General features: G+C 37.1%; 19 protein-coding genes, 9 tRNA genes, 1 rRNA gene, 1 pseudogene and 1 riboswitch. Of the genes and pseudogenes, 24 read left to right on the forward strand and 6 right to left on the reverse strand.

What is annotated here, in order from left to right:
• Positions 1-78: 78 nt before the first annotated feature.
• The 18 genes and pseudogenes from rrf to DN408_RS18215 all read left to right on the forward strand — a co-directional run bounded on the left by rrf (position 79) and on the right by DN408_RS18215 (position 12,010).
• Positions 79-194 (forward strand): 5S ribosomal RNA (rrf, locus tag DN408_RS18125).
• A 9-nt stretch (positions 195-203) separates the two neighbouring features.
• Positions 204-278: transfer RNA gene (locus DN408_RS18130), tRNA-Asn, on the forward strand.
• A 4-nt stretch (positions 279-282) separates the two neighbouring features.
• Positions 283-355, forward strand: a tRNA-Thr gene (locus tag DN408_RS18135).
• A 22-nt stretch (positions 356-377) separates the two neighbouring features.
• Positions 378-452: transfer RNA gene (locus tag DN408_RS18140), tRNA-Glu, on the forward strand.
• A 5-nt stretch (positions 453-457) separates the two neighbouring features.
• A tRNA-Val gene (locus tag DN408_RS18145) sits at positions 458-533 on the forward strand.
• Between the two features lie 16 nt (positions 534-549).
• Positions 550-633 (forward strand) — tRNA-Tyr (locus tag DN408_RS18150).
• 65 nt (positions 634-698) lie between these two features.
• Positions 699-773 (forward strand) — tRNA-Gln (locus DN408_RS18155).
• Between the two features lie 5 nt (positions 774-778).
• Positions 779-854: transfer RNA gene (locus tag DN408_RS18160), tRNA-Lys, on the forward strand.
• 5 nt (positions 855-859) lie between these two features.
• Positions 860-931: transfer RNA gene (locus DN408_RS18165), tRNA-Gly, on the forward strand.
• Between the two features lie 10 nt (positions 932-941).
• Positions 942-1,014, forward strand: a tRNA-Ala gene (locus DN408_RS18170).
• Positions 1,015-1,139: 125 nt separating this feature from the next.
• Entirely contained in the window at positions 1,140-2,285 is a 1,146-nt protein-coding gene (locus DN408_RS18175; protein ID WP_078178044.1) for a glycerate kinase, read from the forward strand.
• A gap of 270 nt (positions 2,286-2,555) precedes the next feature.
• Positions 2,556-3,449, forward strand: a complete 894-nt coding sequence (gene rocF / locus DN408_RS18180) for an arginase (protein WP_002029355.1) — start codon at positions 2,556-2,558, stop codon at positions 3,447-3,449.
• Between the two features lie 248 nt (positions 3,450-3,697).
• The gene (gene cdaA, locus DN408_RS18185; RefSeq protein ID WP_002124707.1) at positions 3,698-4,519 is read left to right on the forward strand and encodes a diadenylate cyclase CdaA; all 822 of its coding nucleotides are present in this window, start codon (positions 3,698-3,700) and stop codon (positions 4,517-4,519) included.
• Positions 4,512-5,999, forward strand: a complete 1,488-nt coding sequence (locus DN408_RS18190) for a CdaR family protein (RefSeq protein WP_002169321.1) — start codon at positions 4,512-4,514, stop codon at positions 5,997-5,999. The genes cdaA and DN408_RS18190 overlap by 8 nt, the downstream gene beginning before the upstream one ends.
• A complete protein-coding gene (gene glmM / locus DN408_RS18195; protein ID WP_002029377.1) occupies positions 5,992-7,338 on the forward strand; it encodes a phosphoglucosamine mutase in 1,347 nt (448 codons plus the stop codon). Before DN408_RS18190 ends, glmM begins: the two co-directional genes overlap by 8 nt.
• A 286-nt stretch (positions 7,339-7,624) precedes the next feature.
• Positions 7,625-7,810 (forward strand): annotated as a pseudogene (locus DN408_RS18200) (hypothetical protein).
• Positions 7,811-7,822: 12 nt separating this feature from the next.
• Positions 7,823-9,625 (forward strand): glutamine--fructose-6-phosphate transaminase (isomerizing), encoded by a 1,803-nt coding sequence (gene glmS / locus DN408_RS18205; protein ID WP_002091471.1) that lies wholly within the window; start codon positions 7,823-7,825, stop codon positions 9,623-9,625.
• A gap of 417 nt (positions 9,626-10,042) precedes the next feature.
• The gene (locus DN408_RS18215; protein ID WP_078178045.1) at positions 10,043-12,010 is read left to right on the forward strand and encodes a S9 family peptidase; all 1,968 of its coding nucleotides are present in this window, start codon (positions 10,043-10,045) and stop codon (positions 12,008-12,010) included.
• A gap of 181 nt (positions 12,011-12,191) precedes the next feature.
• On the opposite strand, the gene DN408_RS18220 is transcribed toward DN408_RS18215, so the two are convergent.
• Positions 12,192-12,698: a DoxX family membrane protein gene (locus DN408_RS18220; RefSeq protein ID WP_000236347.1), complete on the reverse strand. Its 507-nt coding sequence runs from the start codon at positions 12,696-12,698 to the stop codon at positions 12,192-12,194.
• Positions 12,699-13,072: 374 nt separating this feature from the next.
• Between DN408_RS18220 and DN408_RS18225 the strand changes: the two genes are divergently transcribed.
• Positions 13,073-13,849, forward strand: coding sequence for an SDR family oxidoreductase (locus DN408_RS18225; protein ID WP_002124715.1), 777 nt, complete (start codon positions 13,073-13,075; stop codon positions 13,847-13,849).
• A gap of 48 nt (positions 13,850-13,897) precedes the next feature.
• Here the strand turns inward: DN408_RS18225 and DN408_RS18230 are convergent, their stop codons facing one another.
• The 4 genes from DN408_RS18230 to DN408_RS18245 form a co-directional block, all read right to left on the reverse strand.
• Positions 13,898-14,566, reverse strand: coding sequence for a methionine ABC transporter permease (locus DN408_RS18230; protein ID WP_002124718.1), 669 nt, complete (start codon positions 14,564-14,566; stop codon positions 13,898-13,900).
• Entirely contained in the window at positions 14,541-15,581 is a 1,041-nt protein-coding gene (locus DN408_RS18235) for a methionine ABC transporter ATP-binding protein (protein WP_002124721.1), read from the reverse strand. The genes DN408_RS18230 and DN408_RS18235 overlap by 26 nt, the downstream gene beginning before the upstream one ends.
• A 12-nt stretch (positions 15,582-15,593) precedes the next feature.
• A complete protein-coding gene (locus DN408_RS18240) occupies positions 15,594-16,406 on the reverse strand; it encodes a MetQ/NlpA family ABC transporter substrate-binding protein (RefSeq protein ID WP_002009844.1) in 813 nt (270 codons plus the stop codon).
• An 85-nt stretch (positions 16,407-16,491) separates the two neighbouring features.
• Positions 16,492-16,605: riboswitch (SAM riboswitch) on the reverse strand.
• A gap of 80 nt (positions 16,606-16,685) precedes the next feature.
• Positions 16,686-17,594 (reverse strand): NAD(P)-dependent alcohol dehydrogenase, encoded by a 909-nt coding sequence (locus DN408_RS18245; RefSeq protein ID WP_078178046.1) that lies wholly within the window; start codon positions 17,592-17,594, stop codon positions 16,686-16,688.
• 145 nt (positions 17,595-17,739) lie between these two features.
• On the opposite strand from DN408_RS18245, the gene DN408_RS18250 reads away from it, so the two are divergent.
• The 5 genes from DN408_RS18250 to DN408_RS18270 all read left to right on the forward strand — a co-directional run bounded on the left by DN408_RS18250 (position 17,740) and on the right by DN408_RS18270 (position 23,769).
• On the forward strand, positions 17,740-18,504 hold the full coding sequence (locus DN408_RS18250; RefSeq protein WP_002009840.1) for a DUF6612 family protein: 765 nt from the start codon (positions 17,740-17,742) through the stop codon (positions 18,502-18,504).
• A 112-nt stretch (positions 18,505-18,616) separates the two neighbouring features.
• Positions 18,617-20,053: an FAD-binding oxidoreductase gene (locus tag DN408_RS18255; RefSeq protein WP_002167147.1), complete on the forward strand. Its 1,437-nt coding sequence runs from the start codon at positions 18,617-18,619 to the stop codon at positions 20,051-20,053.
• Positions 20,050-20,583 (forward strand): MFS transporter, encoded by a 534-nt coding sequence (locus tag DN408_RS18260; RefSeq protein WP_002091456.1) that lies wholly within the window; start codon positions 20,050-20,052, stop codon positions 20,581-20,583. Before DN408_RS18255 ends, DN408_RS18260 begins: the two co-directional genes overlap by 4 nt.
• Positions 20,584-20,673: 90 nt before the next feature.
• Positions 20,674-22,392: a DUF3981 domain-containing protein gene (locus DN408_RS18265; RefSeq protein WP_033709756.1), complete on the forward strand. Its 1,719-nt coding sequence runs from the start codon at positions 20,674-20,676 to the stop codon at positions 22,390-22,392.
• A gap of 117 nt (positions 22,393-22,509) precedes the next feature.
• Positions 22,510-23,769, forward strand: a complete 1,260-nt coding sequence (locus DN408_RS18270; protein WP_003186924.1) for a multidrug effflux MFS transporter — start codon at positions 22,510-22,512, stop codon at positions 23,767-23,769.
• 19 nt (positions 23,770-23,788) lie between these two features.
• Here DN408_RS18270 and DN408_RS18275 read toward each other — a convergent pair whose 3' ends face one another.
• Complete coding sequence (locus tag DN408_RS18275; RefSeq protein ID WP_147740281.1) at positions 23,789-24,250, reverse strand: hypothetical protein; 462 nt, start codon at positions 24,248-24,250, stop codon at positions 23,789-23,791.
• Between the last annotated feature and the right edge of the window lie 120 nt (positions 24,251-24,370).

A 24,370-nucleotide genomic window follows, 5' to 3' on the forward strand; every position in this document is an offset into this window, starting at 1 on the left:
AATGTTATCTAGTTTTGAAGGAATATATATTTAAAATTCCTTTGGACATTCTCAAAAGAATGTGTATAATGTTAAAAGTCTGGTAATGATGGCAGAGAGGTCACACCCGTTCCCATACCGAACACGGAAGTTAAGCTCTCTAGCGCCGATGGTAGTTGGGACCTTGTCCCTGTGAGAGTAGGACGTTGCCAGGCTTATATTATTCCGCAGTAGCTCAGCGGTAGAGCTATCGGCTGTTAACCGATCGGTCGTAGGTTCGATTCCTACCTGCGGAGCCATTATGCTTCCATAGCTCAGCTGGTAGAGTACTTCCATGGTAAGGAAGAGGTCACCGGTTCAAGCCCGGTTGGAAGCTTGGGAAAAGTTTTGTTTTTTTTGGCCCGTTGGTCAAGTGGTTAAGACACCGCCCTTTCACGGCGGTAACACGGGTTCGAATCCCGTACGGGTCACCACTTTTGGAGGATTAGCTCAGCTGGGAGAGCACCTGCCTTACAAGCAGGGGGTCGGCGGTTCGATCCCGTCATCCTCCACCATATATTTTTAAATGTCGGAGGGGTAGCGAAGTGGCTAAACGCGGCGGACTGTAAATCCGCTCCTTTGGGTTCGGCAGTTCGAATCTGCCCCCCTCCACCATTTTCTTTAAAATAACCTGAGAGGGTTTATTTTTTTGAAAAGATAACCATACTAGTAAATATTAATGGGCTATAGCCAAGCGGTAAGGCAACGGACTTTGACTCCGTCATGCGCTGGTTCGAATCCAGCTAGCCCAGCCATTTACGAGCCATTAGCTCAGTTGGTAGAGCATCTGACTTTTAATCAGAGGGTCGAAGGTTCGAATCCTTCATGGCTCACCATTTTCGCGGAAGTAGTTCAGTGGTAGAATACAACCTTGCCAAGGTTGGGGTCGCGGGTTCGAATCCCGTCTTCCGCTTAATTACTAAGGGGCCTTAGCTCAGCTGGGAGAGCGCCTGCCTTGCACGCAGGAGGTCAGCGGTTCGATCCCGCTAGGCTCCATATAAATAGGAAAAGCTTACATCAAATGATGTAAGCTTTTTTTGTGTTTAAATTCCACTCAAAAAGGAAACTTTTCCGTATATCGTTTAAAATGAAAAAAAGGGATTGAATAAGGGGGGATAATTATGAAAGTTGTCATTGCATCGGATTCATATAAAGAAAGCCTGAAAGCTATAGAGGTATGTGAAGCTATTGAAAGGGGTTTTGCAGCAGTTTTTCCTAAAGCAGAGTACGTTAAAGTACCAATTGGAGATGGAGGTGAAGGAACGGTCGAATCTCTTGTTGGTGCTACAATGGGGGGAATTATATCACTTAATGTGACAGGGCCGCTTGGGGAGAGTGTGCAAGCCTATTATGGTATGTCTAAGGATAAGGAGACAGCATTTATTGAAATGGCGGCAGCATCAGGATTACAACACGTTCCAATTGAAAAGAGAAACCCACTTATTACAACGACAAAAGGGACAGGTGAACTGATATTACATGCATTAGATCAAGGAGCTAAACAAATTATTTTAGGGCTTGGAGGAAGTGCTACAAATGATGGTGGGGCAGGTATGTTGTCTGCTTTAGGCGTAGAGTTTATTAATAGGAAAGGTGAAGTAATTGAGCCCTCTGGAGGAACATTACATTTGATTACTGCTCTTAACCTTTCTCGTATGGATACACGTTTGAAGGATATAAAGCTAGAGGCAGCATGTGATGTCGACAATCCATTAGTTGGACCAAAGGGAGCGTCTTTTGTATTTGGGAGACAAAAGGGTGCGAATGTAGAGATGATGAAAGAGCTAGACGGGAATTTAAAACATTATGCTAATATACTTAAACAGTACGTATCTTTTGATGTGTCCCTAATACCTGGTGCAGGGGCAGCTGGAGGAATGGGAGCCGCTGTCGTTGCAGTACTAAAGGGACAGCTAAGAAAAGGGATTGAAATTGTATTAGATTATACAAATTTTGATAAGTCTATAGAGGGTGCCGATCTTATTGTAACTGGTGAGGGAAGGATAGATGAACAAACAGCTTATGGAAAAGCTCCTGTTGGTGTCGCGAAGCGGGCGAAATGCCGTCATATTCCTGTAATTGCTATTGGTGGATCTGTATCTCCGAACTATACAATTGTTTATGAAAAGGGAATTGATGCAGTATTTAGTATTACAGCAAGTCCAATGACATTAGAAGAGGCATATAAAAGGGCAGAAGAGAATATAGAAATGACAGCGAGAAATATTGCAGCAGTGTGGAAAATAGCATCAGAAAAACGCTTCTAAGTGTAGAAGTGTTTTTTTAATTCAGTTATTTGAGGATGTTTTGTGTAATTCTAGGTATTGATGGAGAAAGGCACGGATAAAAATATTAGCTGATAGAAAAGTTAGTTGGTTCATTAAGTTAACTTTATACATAGAATAGTTTAAAAATCGGGAGTCCAACGTAAATATAAGTGAATAAAATGTATATCCATGCAGAAAAATGTCGAGTTGAGTCAGACTATATAAAAGATTTAAAATATTTAGTGAAGGCATAAAAGGGGGATACTATCTATGAAAAAAGAAATCTCAGTTATTGGAGTTCCAATGGATTTAGGACAGATGCGTCGCGGGGTTGATATGGGACCAAGCGCGATCCGTTATGCAGGGGTAGTTGAAAGAATTGAACAAATTGGATATGACGTAAAAGATATGGGAGATATATGTATAGAGAGAGAAAAAGAAGTAGATGAAAATACAAAGTTACGAAACCTTACTCAAGTTGCAACTGTATGTAATGAACTAGCGACTAAGGTTGATCATATTATAGAAGAAGGTCGTTTTCCACTTGTATTAGGCGGTGATCATAGTATTGCTATCGGTACGCTAGCTGGTGTGGCGAAACATTATAAAAATTTAGGTGTTATTTGGTATGATGCACACGGTGATTTAAATACAGAAGAAACATCACCATCTGGAAATATTCACGGTATGTCACTTGCTGCAAGTTTAGGTTATGGACATTCTTCACTTGTAGATTTATACGGGGCATACCCGAAAGTAAAAAAAGAGAACGTTGTAATTATAGGTGCACGTGCATTAGATGAAGGAGAAAAGGACTTTATTCGTGAAGAAGGCATTAAAGTATTCTCAATGCATGAAATTGATCGTATGGGTATGACGGCTGTTATGGAAGAAACAATTGCGTATTTATCTCATACTGACGGTGTTCATTTATCATTAGATTTAGATGGGCTTGATCCTCATGACGCACCAGGAGTTGGAACACCTGTAATTGGTGGTCTATCTTATCGTGAAAGCCACTTAGCGATGGAGATGTTAGCAGAAGCTGATATTGTTACATCTGCTGAATTTGTTGAAGTAAATACGATTTTAGATGAGAGAAACAGAACAGCAACAACAGCGGTTGCTTTAATGGGTTCTTTGTTCGGTGAAAAACTAAAATAAATGTAAGAAAAGCAACTGAGAAGTTGCTTTTTTTATTTGAAAATAGGCGTATAATAATGACTTATATTATACTGTAGGATAAGAAAGTTTGACATCTTACCAATTTAAGCTAAAGGGGGGCGTTTGTAATTGTCGTTTGGTTCATGTATGGTATAATTAACTAGTTGTTGGAAATACATACAGATAGAGCATAAAATAATATTTCAATATATGGATAGAATTGCTCGTAAGTAGGAGGAAGGGTTAGCATGCCTTTTGAAGATACGACCATTTTGAAATATCTTAGTACGGCATTAGATATTGCTGTTGTATGGTTTATTATATATAAGCTAATTCTTATAATTCGGGGCACGAAGGCTGTGCAACTTTTAAAAGGTATTACAGTTATTATTGTCGTCCGGATGATTAGTATTTTACTTGAATTGCATACGCTATATTGGCTAACGGAACAAGTATTAACGTGGGGATTTTTAGCCGTTATTATTATCTTCCAGCCAGAATTGAGAAGAGCACTTGAGCAGCTAGGACGGGGTAGCTTATTTTCGCGTGTGGGAAATCAGGGGGAAGATGAACCTGAAATTGTTGCAACAGCGATAGCTAAAGCAACGGAATATATGGGAAAACGTAGAATTGGTGCACTAATTACTTTGTCAAAAGAGACTGGGATGGATGATTATGTAGAAACGGGTATTCCGCTAAATGCAAATGTATCATCGGAATTACTCATTAATATTTTTATCCCTAATACCCCTCTTCATGATGGAGCAGTAATTATGCAGGGAAGTACAATTAAAGCAGCAGCATGTTACCTTCCGTTATCAGAAAGCCCATTTATTTCTAAGGAGTTAGGAACTAGGCATCGCGCTGCAATGGGAGTTAGTGAAGTCACTGATAGTATTACAGTAGTTGTGTCGGAAGAAACAGGCCAAATTTCTTTAACGAAAAACGGTAAGTTACATCGTGATTTGAAGACAGAACAGCTGAAGGACATGTTGTTAGCAGAATTTAGTGGGAACGAAAAAACGACTTCTTCGTCTTTATGGAATTGGAGGAGAAAGCGTCATGGATAAGTTAATGGAGAATCATTGGTTTTTAAAAGGAATCTCATTACTATTGGCGTGTATGCTTTTCATGTCAGCAACTTTAACTGAAAAAAATACGACATCGAGTATATTACCTTTCGTAAATGAAACGAAAGAAACATTAACTGATTATCCTATTACCCTGAAGTATGATGAAGAGAAATATATTGTAAGTGGTATTCCATCAGGTGGAGTTAAGGTGAAGTTGGAAGGTCCAAAATCAGCAGTTGCTACAGCAAAAGCAAAAAAACAATTTGATATATCAGTTGATTTGCGAGATAGTCAAAAAGGAACTTATGAAGTTTCTTTAAAAGCGAATGGGCTTCCAGATGATGTGAAAGGAACAGTCCAACCAGCAACAATCAAAGTTACTCTTCATGAAAAAGCGAGAAAATATGTTCATGTAGACTTAAAATTATCAAATGAGGATCAGATGCCAGCGGGTGCTACTCTCGAAAAATCAAACATTAAACCTGATACTGTTGAGGTAGTTGGGACGAAAGAAGAAATCGAAAGTATTTCATCTGCTAAGGCGTATATTGATTTAAAAGGTGTTAATAAAACTGTTACAAAAACAGCCGAAGTTACATTATACAATAAAGAAGGAAAACGTTTAAATGTAAGAACGAGTCCATCTAAAATTAGTGTAACATTGAATGTGGCGACGCAAGCTACGGCCAATAATACTGAAAAAACTGTTCCTGTGACGTATACGAAAAAGGGGAGTTTGCCAGAAGGATTGACTGTTACAAATATTAGCGTTGAGCCGAGAGAAGTAACGATAGCAGGTCCAAAAGACATTTTGGATAATATACAATCTATAGAGGGGGTCGAGGTAGATTTTAGTCAATTGACGGATTCTACAACATTCGATGCCTCTGTTTTATTGCCAAAAGGTGTAACAAGTGCAAAACCAAATCAAGTGAAGGTTTCCGTAGGGGTACAAAAGGTAAAACAAACGAAAAGTAAAACTATTGATGGTATCCCGATTCAAAAAAGTGGAATTCCGAATGATGTTACTGCGCAGCTACTTTCGCCACAAGATGGAAAGATAAGCGTTGATATTTCAGGAGAAGCAAGTATAGTAGATAAAATAACAGCTGCTCAAATAACAGCGGCGATTAATCTGCAAAATGTATCTCCGGGGACGACAGATGTTTCTATTCAAGTGAGTGGTCCTGGTAATATTTCGATAGAAGCAAAACAAAAAAGTGCTAAAGTCACAATTGTGAAGAAAGAAAAGCCGGATAAAGAAGTACAGGGTAATATTGAACAACCAGATTCAAAAAACAATCAAGAAAATCAAACTGAAAAACCAAAAAATCCTGAACCTAATCCAGAAAAGGATCAGGAAAAAGAAAAAGACAAAGAAAAAGAAAAAGACAAAGAAAATGGCCAAGAAACGAGCCAAGAACCAACAGTAGATAATCAAAAAGAGCACGAAAAAGGAGCGAATAATAATGGGTAAATATTTTGGTACAGACGGAGTACGCGGGGTTGCAAATAAGGAATTAACACCTGAATTAGCTTTTAAAATAGGACGTTTTGGCGGCTATGTATTAACAAAAGATACAGATCGTCCAAAAGTAATTATTGGCCGTGATACACGTGTATCTGGACATATGCTAGAAGGAGCTTTAGTAGCAGGCCTATTATCAACTGGAGCGGAAGTAATGCGCCTTGGTGTTATTTCTACACCAGGTGTGGCTTATTTAACAAAAGCTTTAGGGGCGCAAGCAGGTGTTATGATCTCTGCATCTCATAACCCAGTACAAGATAATGGAATTAAGTTCTTCGGTTCAGATGGATTTAAATTAACAGATGAGCAAGAAGCAGAAATTGAAGCGTTATTAGACAAAGAAGTTGATGAGCTACCACGTCCAACAGGTACTAACCTTGGACAAGTGAGTGATTACTTTGAAGGTGGACAAAAATATTTACAATACATTAAACAAACTGTAGAGGAAGATTTCTCTGGTTTACATATTGCTTTAGATTGTGCACATGGTGCTACATCTTCTTTAGCTCCATATTTATTTGCAGATTTAGAAGCTGATATTTCAACAATGGGAACTTCACCGAACGGTATGAATATTAACGCTGGAGTAGGTTCTACGCATCCAGAAGTGTTAGCTGAATTAGTAAAAGAAAAAGGTGCTGACATTGGTCTTGCTTTTGATGGTGACGGAGACCGTTTAATCGCAGTAGACGAAAAAGGAAACATCGTTGATGGCGATCAAATTATGTTTATTTGCGCGAAGTATATGAAAGAAACTGGTCAATTGAAACATAATACAGTTGTTTCAACAGTTATGAGTAACTTAGGTTTCTACAAAGCGCTTGAAGCAAACAATATTACAAGTGATAAAACAGCAGTTGGTGATCGCTACGTAATGGAAGAGATGAAACGTGGTGGATATAACCTGGGCGGAGAACAATCAGGTCATATTATCTTACTTGATTACATTACAACTGGTGATGGAATGTTAAGTGCACTTCAACTTGTAAACATCATGAAAATGACGAAAAAGCCATTATCTGAGCTTGCAGGCGAGATGACAAAATTCCCACAATTACTAGTAAACGTTCGTGTAACAGATAAAAAACTAGCATTAGAAAACGAGAAAATTAAAGAAATTATTCGTGTTGTAGAGGAAGAAATGAACGGAGACGGTCGTATTCTTGTTCGTCCATCTGGAACAGAACCACTTATTCGTGTAATGGCAGAAGCACCGACACAAGAAATTTGTGATGGGTATGTACATCGTATTGTAGAAGTTGTGAAAGCGGAAGTTGGAGCTGAATAATTTACCAAATTTGTTTTAAAAGGAGCACAAGAAGTGCTCCTTTTTCATATGTTTTATAGATAATGAAAAAAATTTCATTGACGATTTATATTGTTTGTTATACGATGGTCTTGTTCTTTTTCTCAAAGGAAATATTGTAAATTATAAAAGCGCCAGAACTACAAGTAGTGTAGTTGACGAGGTGGAGTTTATCGAGATTTCGGCGGATGACTCCCGGTTGTTCATCACAACCGCAATCTTTTACTTAAAACATTAAGGTGACTTAGTGGACAAAGGTGAAAGTGTGATGAGAGAAGAGGAACGGATGAATACTAGCTGTATAAGTATATACGGACTTTAACCCAATCGAGAGGAAGGTGAAAGCCGTTACAAGCTTACAGGGCTAGCAATATGTAATCCGTTTTTTAGTATAAATAAAAATGGTATCGGACTATGTCGTTACATGTTCGCAGAGCAGTGTAAGCATTTGTAACGGCGACTAAACATGTGTGGAATCGTAGGATTTATTGGAGAGCAAGATGCAAAGGAAATTTTATTAAAAGGTTTAGAAAAGCTAGAATATCGCGGATATGATTCAGCAGGTATTGCAGTACAAGCAGAGAACGGTGTTGTTGTATACAAAGAAAAAGGCCGTATTGCAAAACTTCGCGAAGTCGTAGAAGAGAACGTAGCAGCAAGCGTGGGAATCGGTCACACACGCTGGGCTACACACGGTGTTCCAAGCAAACTAAACGCGCATCCGCATCAAAGTACATCAAAACGCTTTACACTAGTTCATAACGGTGTAATTGAAAACTATGAGTTAGTGAAAAAGGAATATTTACAAGATGTAACGTTCGTAAGTGAAACAGATACAGAAATTATCGTGCAACTTATGGAACAACAAGTAAGTACAGGACTAAGTGTAGAAGACGCGTTCCGTCAAACGTTATCTCTTTTACATGGTTCTTACGCAATCGGACTACTTGATGCTGAAAATCCAAACATGATTTATGTTGCTAAAAACAAAAGCCCGCTATTAGTAGGTGCTGGTGATAACTTTAATGTTATTGCAAGCGACGCTATGGCGATGTTGCAAGTTACAGATCAATTTATCGAGTTAATGGATAAAGAAATGGTAATCGTAACAAAAGAAAGCATTACAATTAAAAACTTACAAGGTGAAACGATTGAACGTGCACCGTTTACAGCGGAATTAGACGCAAGTGATATTGAAAAAGGAACGTATCCTCATTTCATGCTAAAAGAAATCGACGAGCAACCACTTGTAATCCGTAATATTATTCAAAAGTACCAAGATGAAAATGGCGAAATTGAATTAGATCAAGATATCCGTAACGCAATTTTAGATAGCGATCGCATTTACATCATTGCATGTGGAACAAGTTATCATGCAGGTCTTGTTGGAAAGCAATTCATTGAGAAATTTGCGAAAGTACCAGTTGAAGTACATGTAGCAAGTGAATTCTCTTACAACATGCCATTATTAACAGAAAGACCATTCTTCATTTATATTTCACAAAGTGGTGAAACAGCTGATAGCCGTGCAGTACTTGTGCAAACAAATGAAATGGGTCATAAAGCATTAACAATTACAAACGTACCTGGTTCTACGCTTTCTCGTGAAGCTGATTATACACTTCCTTTATATGCAGGACCAGAAATCGCAGTTGCATCGACGAAAGCATACACAGCACAGCTTGCAGTACTTTCAATCTTAGCGGCTGACATTGCAAAAGCAAAAGGTGAGGTTCTTGATTTCGATTTAACACATGAATTAGGACTTGTAGCAAATGCAATGGTAGTACTTTGTGATCAAAAAGAAGAAATGGACGCATTAGCAAAACAATTTTTAGCAACAACGCGTAACTGCTTCTTCATCGGACGTAGCGTAGACTTCTTCGTAGGTTTAGAAGGTGCGTTAAAACTAAAAGAAATCTCTTACATCCAAGCAGAAGGATTTGCTGGAGGAGAATTAAAACACGGTACAATTGCCTTAATCGAAAACGGTACACCAGTTATCGCACTTGCTACACAAGAGCACGTAAACCTTGGAATTCGTGGTAACGTGAAAGAAGTAGTAGCACGCGGAGCTAACCCATGTATCATCTCAATGAAAGGCTTAGAAATGGAAGGTGACAGCTTCGTATTACCAGCTGTACACGAAGCACTAGCACCGCTAGTAGCAGTTATTCCATTCCAACTTATCTCATACTACGCAGCGCTTCACCGCGAATGTGACGTTGATAAGCCACGTAACTTAGCTAAGTCTGTTACTGTTGAGTAGGAGATTGGTAGAGTAACTAGATTATTGTAAATTTAAAATAAAGTCACGACGTTTATAAAAAAGTTGTGAAGCTTTGCCCCTTTGGATATGATTATCTAAAGGGGCATTTTTGTGTCGAAAAAAAGAATATCTAAAATCGATAAGTGGATTAAAGAGGGGCAAGGAACTGGCAGTGGGAGAGATTATCAGCCTTGTCTTGAAAATCAAGATGATCCCTCATTAGATCGGTCAGTGGGATTTAAAAAGTATAAAAACCGGCAGATAGCATGAGGTTTTATCGGATTTGGGACGGAACTACTTTTATTTAACTGAATTTTCTGTTGTTATTTCAGATATTCGTTGATGGAAAAAAACACTGATTAAAGTTTCACTTTATTGAACAAATTAGATTACTAGACATTACAAGGGGGGTTATTAGTGAAGGTGAAAGAAAAAACATATTTAAGTATAGAAGAGATTATTTCATTACCAACCTTATCAGGTGCAAATATAAGTGATGACGGCAAAGGCGTAGCATTTGTTAAGAAGACAGCTAACTGGAAAGACAATACATATAGGAATCATATATGTATATATGAAAAAGATAAGGAGCAGAGTTACCTATTAACAACTGGGGATATAGATAGTATACACCCATTATGGTCCCCAGATTCTAGGGATATCGCATACCTTAGCCCAGTTGGTGACGGAGATAATAAGAAAAATCAAATCTTTGTTAAGTCAATAGATGGTTATAGTGAGTTACAAATTACTGATGAGAAAGAAGGGGTCAGTACATTCAAATGGGAGCCTACTGGTAAAGGTTTTTATTATGTTGCACAGTCAAAAGAATGTGAGGAAATAAAGAAACGTAAAGAGCTATATGGGGACTTCCAACATGCAGGTAAGGAACATCGGAATAATTGTTTATATTACATTGAAATAGAAAAAGGGATACAAAATGATAAAGAGGAACGTGAGATTAGCGGTGTTTATCAACTAACGGATGGTAAGGATTTTTATATACATAACTTTGATATTTCAAATGATGGGACAAAGATTGTATTTATGGCTACACCAAGCCTAAACGATCATATGAATGGTGATCTATACATATTAGATGTTGAAGCTGAGGAACTACAAAAGATGAATGTAGATAAGTTGTTGGGCGGGAGCGTTTGCTTTTCTCCTGAGGGCAGCAAAATATGTTACTCAGCAAGCATAAGAGAGAAGGATTACTATAGAAACCATATACAAGAAAGTACATTAGAGATATATGATATGAATACTGGAGAGGTAATTCAGCCTCTAACAAACTTTGATAGTACGGTTATGCCATTACAGTGGACAGATAAGGGGATTTTAATTAGATGGCAGGATAAAACTAACTATCGTATTGGATTGCTATGTGAGGATGGCACTGTGGAAATGTTAAGTGACAAAGTAGATGGCTTTATAATGGATGCTTCTATAACAAGGGATGGAGATCATATATCCTATAGTAAGGCTATAACAAATGAAACCTTTGAAATCTATTTAGACGATAAAAAAATAACGGATGAAAATAGCTTTTTTAAAGGGAAGCTGAAAAGTAACAGGGAAATAATCTCATGGCAAAGTAGTGATGGTCTTGAAATAGAGGGTGTTTTATCAACCCCAGTAGATTTTGATGCCAACAAAAAATATCCTTTATTAGTAGTAATCCATGGTGGACCAGCTTGGGCATCTTTTCCGATATTCTCAGACTGTTTTAATGAGAAATATCCGATTGAGCAGTTTATCGAAAAAGGCTTTATAGTTTTAGAGCCAAACTATAGAGGAAGTTCTGGCTATGGTAATGAGTTCTTAAAAGCCCACTATAGAAAACAGGGAATTGCTGACTACGAGGATGTTATATCTGGAGTGGATGAACTAGTTGAGCAAGGGATTGTAGATAAAGATAGAGTAGGAGTTATGGGATGGAGTAACGGAGGATATATATCAGCCTTCTGTTCTACGTTTAGTAATAAATTTAAAGCTATTTCAGTTGGGGGCGGAATTACTAACTGGAGTACCCATTATGTAAATACAGATATCCCTTACTTTATTAAAATGCATTTAGGAAATACTCCATGGAATGATCCAGATATATATACAAAAACATCGCCAATGACATATATTAAATCAGCCTGTACGCCTACCTTAATCCAACATGGCGAAAAGGATGCAAGGATTCCAACTTCCAATGCATATGAGCTATATCAAGGGTTAAGGGATATGGAAGTTAATACAGAATTAATTATTTTTAAAGGAATGGCATATAGTTCTGACCAGCCAGGAATTAATGTGGCTATTATGAAGCAGAATTTGATGTGGTTTTCACACTATATTCTTGGAGAAAGTATGAAAGAATTTAGGGTTTTATAATGGCTTGTTTTAGTCTTTAAGCTTTTTAGGTGCTTGAAATAAAGTCGTACACATTTATTCGGTTATATATGATTGAGTTTAACATTGCGGATAAGGCAAACTGTGAAATGTTTTGGTGTAAATGAAAAAAGAGCCTGAATGTAGGCTCTTTCCTTATTTATATTTAAAAGATGAACTATTCTTATGCAGTTTTACTTAATTTATATGCTTCACGGTTATTTTTTTTGAAAAGTTTTGGGAAAACATAACCATCTAATCCAATACGTCCAGCATTCTGTCCTGCAACTAAAATGAACATAGTTAAAATAAGCAGGTTTGGGTTTACACTAACAGTGCCGCTTAATAAAAATGAAAGGTTCATTATGATGCCGAAAAATGCAGCTGTTTTTGTTAATCCACCTAAAATCAAACCTAGCCCTACTAAAATTTCTCCCCATTGAACTAAAAAGCTAAATAGGTCTGCGTTTGGAAGAACAAAATGTTGAAGAAAATCTGCCCACCAACCTTGTACTGCAGGGTGGTCACCTGATGCTTGAGCAATAGCTCCTTTTAGAAAACCACTTGCGTCAAAAGATTGTCCAAAAACTTTTCCTATTCCAGCAGCAAGCCATGCATATCCTATGTAAAGTCGTAAAAATAATAATATGAAAGTAGCGCGTTTATCAGTTCTTAAAAAATTGATAACCATTGAAATCCCTCCAATGTATTGTATTTACATGTTTATTATATATCCATTGTGAATAAATTCACAATGGAGGAAATGTGAACAAAAATAGGTTAGGAGTAATTGTTTTATTTTTTGTAACATTTCATTTATTTTGGTAGACTAATAATGGAGATATATCAAAAGGAGGCAAAGAATAGATATGTGGATGAACTTGTAATGATTAGAAATTAGATAGATGAATTTTTCTCTCGTAAGTGAGGGTTTATTTAGCTACCTATAAATCATTCAAGGAATGCATATTTGTTTTGTACATCCCTTTTGTAAGGATAGATGCCTATGTGGGGAAATTTATATCTCTTATATAAAATATGCGTCCTTTAACTTTGGAGGAGTATATGATGAATCAATTAAAAAATAAAGTAGCAGTTGTTACAGGTGTAAGTCGTCTAGACGGTATAGGAGCAGCTATTTGCACGGAGTTAGCAGAGGCTGGATACGATATATTTTTTACGTATTGGACAGAATACGATAAAGAGATGCCTTGGGGCGTTGATAAAAATGAACAAATACAATTAAAAGAAAAGTTGATACAAAACGGTGTCAAAGTATCGAGCATGGAGTTAGATCTAACTCAGAATGATGCATCAAATCAGCTTATAAATAAAGTTACTGAACAATTAGGGTACCCTCATATATTAATTAATAATGCAGCATATTCTACAAATAATGATTTCTCTAATTTGACTGCTGAAGAACTAGATAAGCACTACATGGTAAATGTTCGTGCGACTACATTGTTAAGTAGTCAATTTGCCCAAGGTTTTGATAAGAAATCTGGTGGTAGAATTGTGAATATGACGTCGGGACAATTTAAAGGACCTATGGCAGGAGAATTAGCGTATGCAACAACGAAGGGAGCAATTGACGCTCTTACTAGTACGTTGTCAGCGGAAGTGGCCCATTTAGGGATAACAGTGAATGCAATTAATCCAGGTCCAACTAGTACAGGATGGATGACTGAGGAGATAAAGCAAGGATTAAGACCGATGTTTCCTTTCGGCAGAATTGGTGAGCCAAAGGATGCAGCAAGGCTTATTAAGTTTTTAGTGAGCGAAGAAGCCGAATGGATTACAGGGCAAGTTATTCATTCAGAAGGTGGATTTAAGAGATAATTTTATAATTAAAAAGAAGGTATCTCATTTCAATGAGATACCTTCTTTTTAATCTTTCTTCAATCTTCGTGCAACACCATTCCCTAAAGACTGTAATCCTTGAACGAGGATAATCAAAATAAAGACGGTTGCATACATTACTTCAGGTTCGTAGCGTAAATGTCCGAATCGATATGCTAAATCACCAAGGCCACCAGCACCGACAAGTCCAGCCATTGCTGTTGCACCGATTAAGCCGATCGTTGCGATTGTTAATCCAAGTACGAGAGACGGGCGAGCTTCTTTAACCATAACGTGCCAAATGATTTTTAAAGTAGAGACTCCCATTGCTTGATATGCTTCAATGACACCGCGATCCACTTCTAATAAAGCAGTTTCCATTAAACGGGCAATGTAAGGGGCTGTGAAGACAACAAGTGGTACGATAACACCTTGCACGCCAATGGACGTTCCCATTAGAAACTTTGTAAAAGGTAAAATGAAGAATAATAGAATGATAAACGGAAGAGAACGAATGATATTAATAACTGTATTAAGAATAGGATAGATAATTTTATTTTCTCGCTGTCCACCAGGTCTCGTTAAAACAAGTGTGACACCGAGTGGTAATGCAATAAGAATAGAGATAAGTAGTGAAATAGATGTCATTTGAAATGTTTGAATTGTTGCTTCCCATATTACGTTACCCCACTCATCCAAAAAGGACTTGTTTCCCATAATCTGTTCTACCTCCTTCTACGATGATCCCTTGTTCTTGTAAAAATGATAAGGCACGGTGTACTTCACTTTTTTCACCTTGCATATGAACGATCAGTTTTCCATATGCCTCATGTTTTAACTGTGTAATATTGCCTGATAAAATATTAGGATATACGTGGAAACGTTTTGTAGCGACAGCTAACGCTGGTTCTCCTGAAGCGGTTCCTATAAATGAAAGTGTTACGATTACCCCGGTGCTTTGTAGTTCTTTCTGTACCTCTTCTGGAATTTTAGCTGCAAACGCGCTATTTACAAATTTCTTCGTTGTTACATGTTGTGGATTTGTAAAAATGTCCTTCACTGTTCCACTTTCAACGACAGATCCATGTTCCATTACAGCAACTTGGTCACAAATACGCTGGATGACATTCATTTCGTGTGTAATTAGCAAAATCGTAATTCCGATTTCTTCGTTGATCTTTAATAATAAATCAAGAATAGAATCAGTCGTTTCCGGATCTAATGCGCTCGTTGCTTCATCACTTAATAAAACTTCAGGCTCATGAGATAGTGCGCGAGCGATCGCTACACGTTGTTTTTGACCACCAGATAATTCACTTGGATAGGCATCTTTTTTATTAAAGAGATCAACAATGCGTAAATACTTTTCTACCCTTTTTTCAATTTCATTTTTGGGAAGACCAGATAGACGTAAGGGTAGTGCGATATTTTCATAAACGGTAACGGTTTTAAGTAAATTGAATCCTTGAAAAATCATGCCGATCTTTTTTCTCGCCTTTGCGAGTTCTTTTGTCGATAAGGTTGTTAACTCTTGTTCATTTACAATGATATCTCCTGTCGTTGGTTTTTCTAATAAATTTACACAACGGATTAATGTACTTTTACCAGCGCCACTATATCCGATGATTCCAAATACTTCGCCCTTTTTTACTTTAAGGGAAGTTGATTTAAGAGCCTCAACATTCCCTTTTTTTGTTGTAAATACTTTGGAGACGTTTTTTAATTCAATCATTATAGTCAGCTCCTACCAAGACGGTAAAACAGAACCATCGAATTTTTTCTCAATGAAATCTTTTACTTCTTTAGATTGATAAGCTTTTTTTAATTTATTAACAACAGCATCATCTTTATTTTCAGTACGAACAACGACCCAATTCACATATGGTGAATCTTTTCCTTCGCGGAAAATGGAGTCTTTTGCTGGACTTAATTTTGCACCTAATGCAAAGTTTGTATTAATTGCAGCTGCCTTCACTTCACCTAGCTGCGTTGGTAATTGAGATGCCTCTAATTCAACAATCTTTAAATTTTTCGGATTTTCAATTACATCTTTTGCAGTCGCTTTTTCTGTAGCTTTTGGATCCACTTTTAAAACCCCTGCTTTTTCAAATAGCTTTAAAGCACGAAGCTCATTTGTTGGATCGTTTGGGACAGCAATTGCGTCGCCCTCTTTTAATTCTTTTACATCTTTTAAGTTTTTAGAGTATATGCCCATAGGGAATGTTACTGTGGAAAATACTTCAGTTAATTTCATATTACGTTCAGCTTTAAATACGTCTAAATAAGATTTAGTTTGATAGCTGTTTACATCGAGACTTTTTTCATCTAAAGATACGTTTGGCGCTACATAATCATTAAATACCTTTACATCAATTTGGAGGCCATCTTTTGCTGCCACTTCTTTTACCTTTTCAAAAATTTGTTCATGCGGTCCACCCGTTACGCCGACAGTAATCTTTTTCTCATCTAATGCTTTTACCTCTTTATCAGAATTAGCACCACATGCACCTAACAATAATACCGCTCCACTTACAATACTTAATAACACCTTTTTCATCTATAATTCCCCCTTAATATACGTTCCAAAATAAAAAGCACCTCTCAAAAATAAGAGAGGTGCCGAATAGACGAAATAGGTTCCTCTCTTATCTTCCAAAACGAAAATCGTTCTGCAGGAATTAGCACCTTAGCTTATACGTTATAAGCTCGGTTGCCGGGCATCATCGGGCCAGTCCCTCCGCCACTCTTGATAAGAGTATGTGTATGTAGTTTTTTAATATGGTACTAATAGTAAATCTTACAAAAAGAATTGTCAATATTATTTTCTGAATATATTTTATTTTAAGGTAATCGAAACGTTCCCTTTTTTATGTCCCTTTTCCACATACATATGAGCTTCAGCAATTTCTTCTAATCGGTAAGTTCTATCAATAACGGGCTTTAGTTTTTCCGTTTCGACTAGTTTTTTTAATAGAATCATATCCTCTTTACTTACCTTGGCCATCATTCCATTAACAGATACATATTTTCCATTGGGTGTTAATGTATTTGTACAAAGGGATTTTTTATACTTCCCAACTGCATCAAATATAATATCGTAGCATTTGCCTTGCTTAGTAAAATCTTCTTTCGTATAATCAATTACTTTATCAGCTCCTAAAGATTGCACGAGTTCAAAATTTGAATTACTACAAACAGCCGTAACGGTCGCGCCGAAATATTTAACAAGTTGTACAGCAGCTGTTCCTACTGATCCGGAGGCACCATATATGAGCACTTGTTGCCCTTTTTTTATACGGCCCTTTCTCAGGAAATGTAATGCTGAAGTTCCGCCAAAAGGAATAACTGCCGCTTCTTCATACGTCACATTGGTAGGTTTTAATGTTATTAATCCACTTTCATGTACGCATGTGTACTCGGCATAACCACCGAGGTTTAGTTCTGTTAATGCAAAAATTGGATCACCTTTTTTAAATTGAGTTACATCTGTTCCTACTTCTTCGATTTCACCGGATAACTCTACGCCGAGTACAGGTTTTCTCGGTTTTCTGAAACCTAATATGATCCTCATAGGAATCCAAAATAAGAGGGGGCTATTAAAGCCGCGTATTCTACAATCTCCAGTCGTTACACTTGTTGCGTGAATTTTAATTAATACTTCGTTCTTTTTAGGTGTAGGTTTCTCTATATTTTGAAGCTGAAGAACGTTAGGTGGTCCATACTGTGTGCAAATGATCGCCTTCATAATGACCTCCTGAAATGAGTTGTTGTTATTTACATCATATTTAAAACCTTCATTAAACATGTCGCTATATAGCGAATAAAGATTAAAAATTATATAGATTTCGTAGGAAAAGAGGTGATATTATTTTGGGAAAGGGGGCGATATTATGAAAAAAACTATTATTATTTCAAGTTTAGTGCTTGCAATCAGTCTAGGGGTAGGGTGTAGCAATGAGAAAACAACAAAGACTGATGAACCGAAAAAAGAAGCCATGCAAAAAGAAAAGGAATTAGAAGCGAAGGATGTTTTCAAGAAAACGAACGAAGCTTTTAAAAATGAAGAAAATGTAACGATGACATATGATGTAGGGTTAAAAGCTGAGGGAACAGAGATGGATATATTAAAGGCTAAGATGCAATTAGAGCCAAAGACAAAGAATTCTCGTTCTGAAATGAATATTTCTGGTACAGATGTTGTAGTGTATACTGTGGATGGTAAAGTTGCTGGTGAGGTGAAAAACCCTAATACAGGAGAAGTTATAACCGTACCAGAGGAGCAATTAAACGCTGGTGGAATGAAAGCGACTCAAGATATTATAGATAATTTAGAAGTACCAGCAGTAGTTTTAGATAAAATGAAGATGGAGAAAAGCGGAGATAAATATAAACTGAAATTTACATTAAAAGGGCAAGAAACAGAAAGTATGTTAACTAGCATGGATGAAACGCAGAAGAAAATGTTACAAGCACAAAATGCGAAGATAGAAGAAGTGGATGCAGAATATATCATTACAAAAGATTTTAAATATGAATCAGCGAAGATAGATATGATTATGAGTAGTAATGGTAAGGATAAGGCACACATTATTACGAATGCAAAATATACGTCGTACGAAAAGTTTGACCCAATACAATTGCCGGCAGCAAAGTAACAGTTTTGATCAGGGGGGACCTAAAATAAGGTGCCCTCTCTTTTTTATACTTTCTTCTTAGGAAAATAGGTACAATATGAAGAGGGAAAACTGTGGAAGAGGAGAGTGTCATTTGAAAAAAAGAAAGATAGCGGTGGTCATTGTAGCTTATACAGTGTTGCTTGCGACATCTATAAATACATATAAAGAGCAACTAGAACATCCTATTATGAGCGATGTAGGAAAGTTGCTTCCAACGAAAATTAAACGTGTTGAAAATGCTGAGGATGAACGTTCATTAAAACAGTTAGTGCAAGATGCAAATGTTTCTGGAGAGAAGATTTCTATTGCAGGTATGCAACATAGCCAAGGCGGACAGACGTATTATCCGAACGGTACGATGCTTGATATGAAAGGATATAATGAAATATTAGAATTCGATCCGGAGAAGAAGAGGATTAGGGTGCAAAGCGGTGTCACATGGAATGACATTCAAAAGAAAATCAATCCATATGGTCTTGCAGTTCAAGTGATGCAATCTCAAAATATTTTTACTGTTGGTGGTTCATTAAGTGTAAATGTACATGGGCGTGATATTCGTCATGAAGCATTGATTGATACAGTAGAGTCGTTCAGATTGTTAATGGCAGATGGTACGGTGCGTAATGTAAATAGAGAAGAAAATGCTGACTTGTTTCCGTATGTAATTGGGGGATATGGATTATTTGGTGTGATTTTAGATGTGACGCTACAGTTAACAAACGATGAATTGTATGAAACGCATACGAAAGTACTAGATTATAAAGAATACTCTTCATACTTTAAGAATAAAGTGCGAAGGGATGAGAATATACGTATGCATTTAGCACGTATTTCTGTTGCCCCAAATTCATTTTTAAAAGAGATGTATGTGACAGATTATGTACTGGCAGAAGATCAACAGAAGTTGAAAGAGTACAGCAAATTAAAAGAAGAAAATATTATAGCTGCGCCGAAATTTTTGCTCGGGTTATCACGTTATAGTGACTGGGGAAAGGGCGCATTTTGGGACATACAAAGAAGTTATTTTGAACGTACAGATGGTAAGTACGAAACGCGAAATAACGTAATGAGATCTGATAGTACTTTTATGGAATACGATAATCCAAACTTGACCGAAGTTTTACAAGAGTACTTTGTACCGATAGATGGTTTTGCAGCGTATATAGATGATTTGCGAAGCGTTTTAAATGAAGAGGAATTAAACCTTCTTAACATTACAATCCGCTATGTAGAAAAGAATGAGAATGCGGTGCTATCTTATGCGAAAGATGATATGTTTGCGCTTGTGCTTCTAATTAATCAAGGGCGTTCTGAAGATGAAATAAAGAAAACAAAAGTGGTCATTCAAAAGATGATTGATGTTACGTTAAAGCATAATGGAAGTTATTATTTACCGTATTATTCTTATCCGGAAAAGGAGCAACTAAAGAAAGCGTATCCTCGCATAGAAGAATTCCTTCAGAAGAAGAAGGAAGTAGACCCAGAGGAAAGGTTTGTGAATTTATTTTATAAGGAGTATAGCAAATGACATATAGAAGATTTGTAGCCTCACAAAGCATTATTATGATGGCGGGTAGTATGGTATTTCCTTTTTATATACTATTGCTTCGAAATGTAGGAAATAGTTTCTCGCAATTTGGCTGGGCGTACGGCTTATTTGCCTTAACTTCAGCTCTAGTATATCCGTTAGTTGGAAGAATCTCTGATAGGGTAGGTGATAGAAAGTTATTAATTATATACGCATGGTCCATGGCTATATTAATGCTTTTTTTCCCTATTGCAACAGAAGTTTGGCATGTATACATTCTCCAAATTTTAATGGGTATTTTAGGTGCTGTACAGCGTAATACGGAGAAGACATCGTTAGCACGAAAGGTAGCGCATAAGGAAGCTGGTTACGAAATTGGAAAATACCATGTATGGACATCAATTGGGGGCGGAGTAGCTATAATTGCAACTGGTTACCTAGTGGATTTCTTTACGATAGGGACTATTTTTTACATTGCTTCAGTTTTATATGTAGTTAGTGGATTTGTATTAAGCCGCGGTGATAAGTAATTAAAAGTATTTCCATTCCCATTTTTACCTGATTACCCTTTATTTGTTATACTTATGGAGAAGACAAAAGAAAAGGGGACATTGCCTTTGATGAAATTTATAGTTTTAGCTATTCTCACTTTGTTTTTGATTCCATGGACTAGAAGCGGTAATAAAATTCGCGCGGTGGATAAAGGAGGAAATGAGAAAGTTGTAAAGGGTAAGAAATCATCTATTTTAGTTATTCCTGTTTTATTTTGGATAGGTATTGCAATCTATGAATATTTCTGGCTAATTGATGATCGAGCAGATTCTATTCTTACTCATTATTCTGTTGCAGTAGCAATTTTAATTGGGCTTGTTTTATTCTCACAAGAGCAGGTAGGGAAATTAGAAGGTACGTTAAAGGGACTTCTAATGTTTGTTTTACTCGCAAGTTACGGCTATTTTGGTTATTTGCACGATATAGTAATCACGCAAAAAAAATATGATTCTGTTGTGAAGATCGAGAAAGATATTTCAGAGCCATTTACTGAAAATGATCAGCCGTTTACAGTGCCGCCAAAGACAGCGGAGAATAAGATGAAAAAAGTATTTGGGGATATTCCGAAAGTAGCTTATTTTGAGCTAGGAGAATTAACGCCACAAATGGTAAATGGCGAGGCCTTATATGTAGCACCAATTGAAGTTTCAGGATTTTTTAAAGCACGTAAAGCTGAGACAATTCCAGGGTACGTAACGATGTCAGGTACGAATCCTGATGCGGAAGCGAAACTGCACCTTGGTTATAAAATGAAATATGTGCCAAGCATGTTTTTCGGTAATAAATTAGAACGTGTCGTTCGAAAAGCAGAGCCAGATTTAGTTTTTAAAGGGAAACCAAAATTTGAAGTTGATGATAAAGGGAAACCGTATTATACAATGACGTATGGTGAATTTATTTCAGGAAGATCTGGATTTGAAGTAGAAGGTGTTGTAGTAGTAGACGCACAAACAGGTGAAGTGAAAAGATACGACAAAGGAAAGGCACCTAAATTCGTTGATGGCGTATTAAATCACGAGACTGCATCTACATTAAATACGTATTTTGGTAAATATATTCACGGATTTTGGAATACAAAATTCTCACAAACGGATATGAAGATTCCGACTGAGTGGGGAACGAAAGAAGGAGTTACACCAATCTTCGGTAAGGATGGAACGTTATATTATTTTACTGATTTCACCTCTCCGAAAGAAGGAGTAGATTCTGCACTAGGCTATTCGCTTATTGATGCGCGTACAGGTAAGTTGTATTACTATAATGGAAAAGAAGTAAAGGGAATTATGGATGGTTCGGCTGCTACAGAAGTAGTGGATAATTCCTTTAAGAGAGAGAAATGGCACGGAACGATGCCGGTTATTTATAACGTGTACGGTAAACCTTCTTGGATTGTACCTGTTATTGATGACGGAGGATTAGTACGTGCTCATACTGTCATATATGCTTCTAATGCAAAAGTGTTTGCAACAGGTTCAACGCAAAAAGAAGCACTTGAGAATTATAAAAATGCGCTGAGCGGAAGTGGTGATTCATTTAGACCGACTTCAAATGGGAAAGAAGCGCAAAAAGAAGGTACTGTACAACGTGTGTATAAAGAAAAATCAGGTGAAAATACGATTGTGTACGTACTATTAGAAAACGAGCAAAAAGTATTCATGGTACCGGCGAAGAAATTCCCATATGCAATGTTTACAGAAGTAGGAGATCCAATTCAAATCACATATTTAGACACAGGAGAAATGATGGCATCTGTATCTAAATTTACAAATAGTAATTTGAAAAAGTAAAGCGATAGAGATTCTATCGCTTTTTTTACATTATTAAACAGGAAAATACGGTATACTTGACGTATATTCATGTTGTAACTATAATTGTTACGATTAAGTGTTTATATGAAAGGGTGAATGGAAAAAGTGAATGGAGTTAATCACGAAATATATAAACCTGTAAAGACAAACAGGTTATGGATGATTCTTGTATTAGGGACACTTACGGCAATTGGGCCATTATCTATTGATATGTATTTGCCTTCTTTACCAAAGTTAACGGATGATTTACAAACGGGTGCATCCCTCGCGCAGCTTACATTAACTGCTTGTCTGCTTGGGCTTTCAGTAGGGCAGTTATTTATTGGTTCAATTAGTGACATTTACGGAAGACGCAAACCTCTTATTATCGCTCTTATTATTTATGTTGCTTCTTCTTTACTTTGTGCTGTTGCACCATCGATTTGGAGTTTAGTGCTTTTACGTTTCTTACAAGGTGCTTCAGGATCTGCTGGTATCGTTATATCACGTGCAATGGTACGTGATATGTATTCAGGTTCTGAAATGACGAAGTTTTTCTCACTGCTTATGTTAGTAAACGGAGCAGCGCCTATTTTGGCACCGATTATTGGAGGGCAATTATTACAGTTCACATCATGGCGCGGCGTTTTTATCGTTCTTGGAGCAATTAGTGTATTCATGCTAATATCAGCTACTTTCGTATTACGTGAAACATTACCTCCTGAAGAAAGAGAGACAGGTGGATTATCAGGAACGCTTGCAACATACGGAAAGCTTCTGAAAGATCGTTTATTTATGGGGTATGCATTGTCGCAAGGATTAGTAACAGCTGCAATGTTTGCTTATATTTCTGGTTCACCGTTTGTGTTGCAGAACATATACGGAGCATCACCACAGCAATTTAGCTTATTCTTTGCGATTAACGGTATCGGTATTATTATTGCTAGTCAGGTTACGGGCCGTTTAGCAGGGAAAGTTAATGAGAAAACTTTATTTGTTGCTGGTATTATTATTGCGGCTGTTGGCGGTCTATCATTACTACTTACAATCGTATTAGGAATAGGGCTAATCGGTGTTTTATGCTCGCTATTTCTTGTTGTATCAAGTGTTGGGGTTGTATCAACAACCGGCTTCTCGTTAGCGATGAGAAATCAAAAACAAGCAGCAGGAACAGCATCAGCTTTACTAGGTTTATTACAGTTCATTTCAGGAGCACTTGTTGCACCATTAGTAGGTATTGGCGGAAGCAATACCGCATTACCGATGGGGGTTGTGATAGCGCTTTGTGAAATTGGTGCTGTGTTATGTTATCTATTTATGGCCAGAAGAAGTGAGAAGCAGTTTGAACTGCAACAAAGACAAAATTTAGAGGCTTAATTTATAAAAAAGAGCTGATTCAAACATGTGTTGAATCAGCTCTTTTTTCATTTCTTTGAAATAACTTATACATATTATTCATGATCGCATCATATAAGAAAGCAAGTTTATCCCATACCCAGCGGTTACTGTCGACCTCTTTCTCCCCGCAATCAATAATATCAGTATGATCTGTAATTCTATATGCCCTCTCAACGATAATAGGAGCAATCTTCGGTATGCGTGGAATTTCTTTTAAGACATCTGCAAAATTTCCAATGTAGACATGACTGATAATCTCGATTGTGAAAGATTTATCGGATATATTTAGCACAGTATGAAATTGATTTATATGTTGTTGCTTTAAATATTGGGCCAGCTTAAATGGAGCATGCTTCTTCTTTAATACGCGGCGAAGGCTCTCTGTATTTTCAATATGAAGTGACTTTTCGCGAATAAGGACGCGAATATCTTCGCCCATAAAGGGTATTGTATTGTACATTGATGATTCTCCTTACAAACTGAACTACGCTTACTTTATGCATATGTAAGTCTAGCATGGTTTGTTCTCTATGTGTGCTTACAGTTTTGTAAGGTGATGTAGTAAGGTGATGCAAAAGTT

The sequence above is a fragment of the Bacillus sp. AR13-1 genome, assembly GCF_008042285.1.
Lineage (GTDB): Bacteria > Bacillota > Bacilli > Bacillales > Bacillaceae_G > Bacillus_A > Bacillus_A mycoides.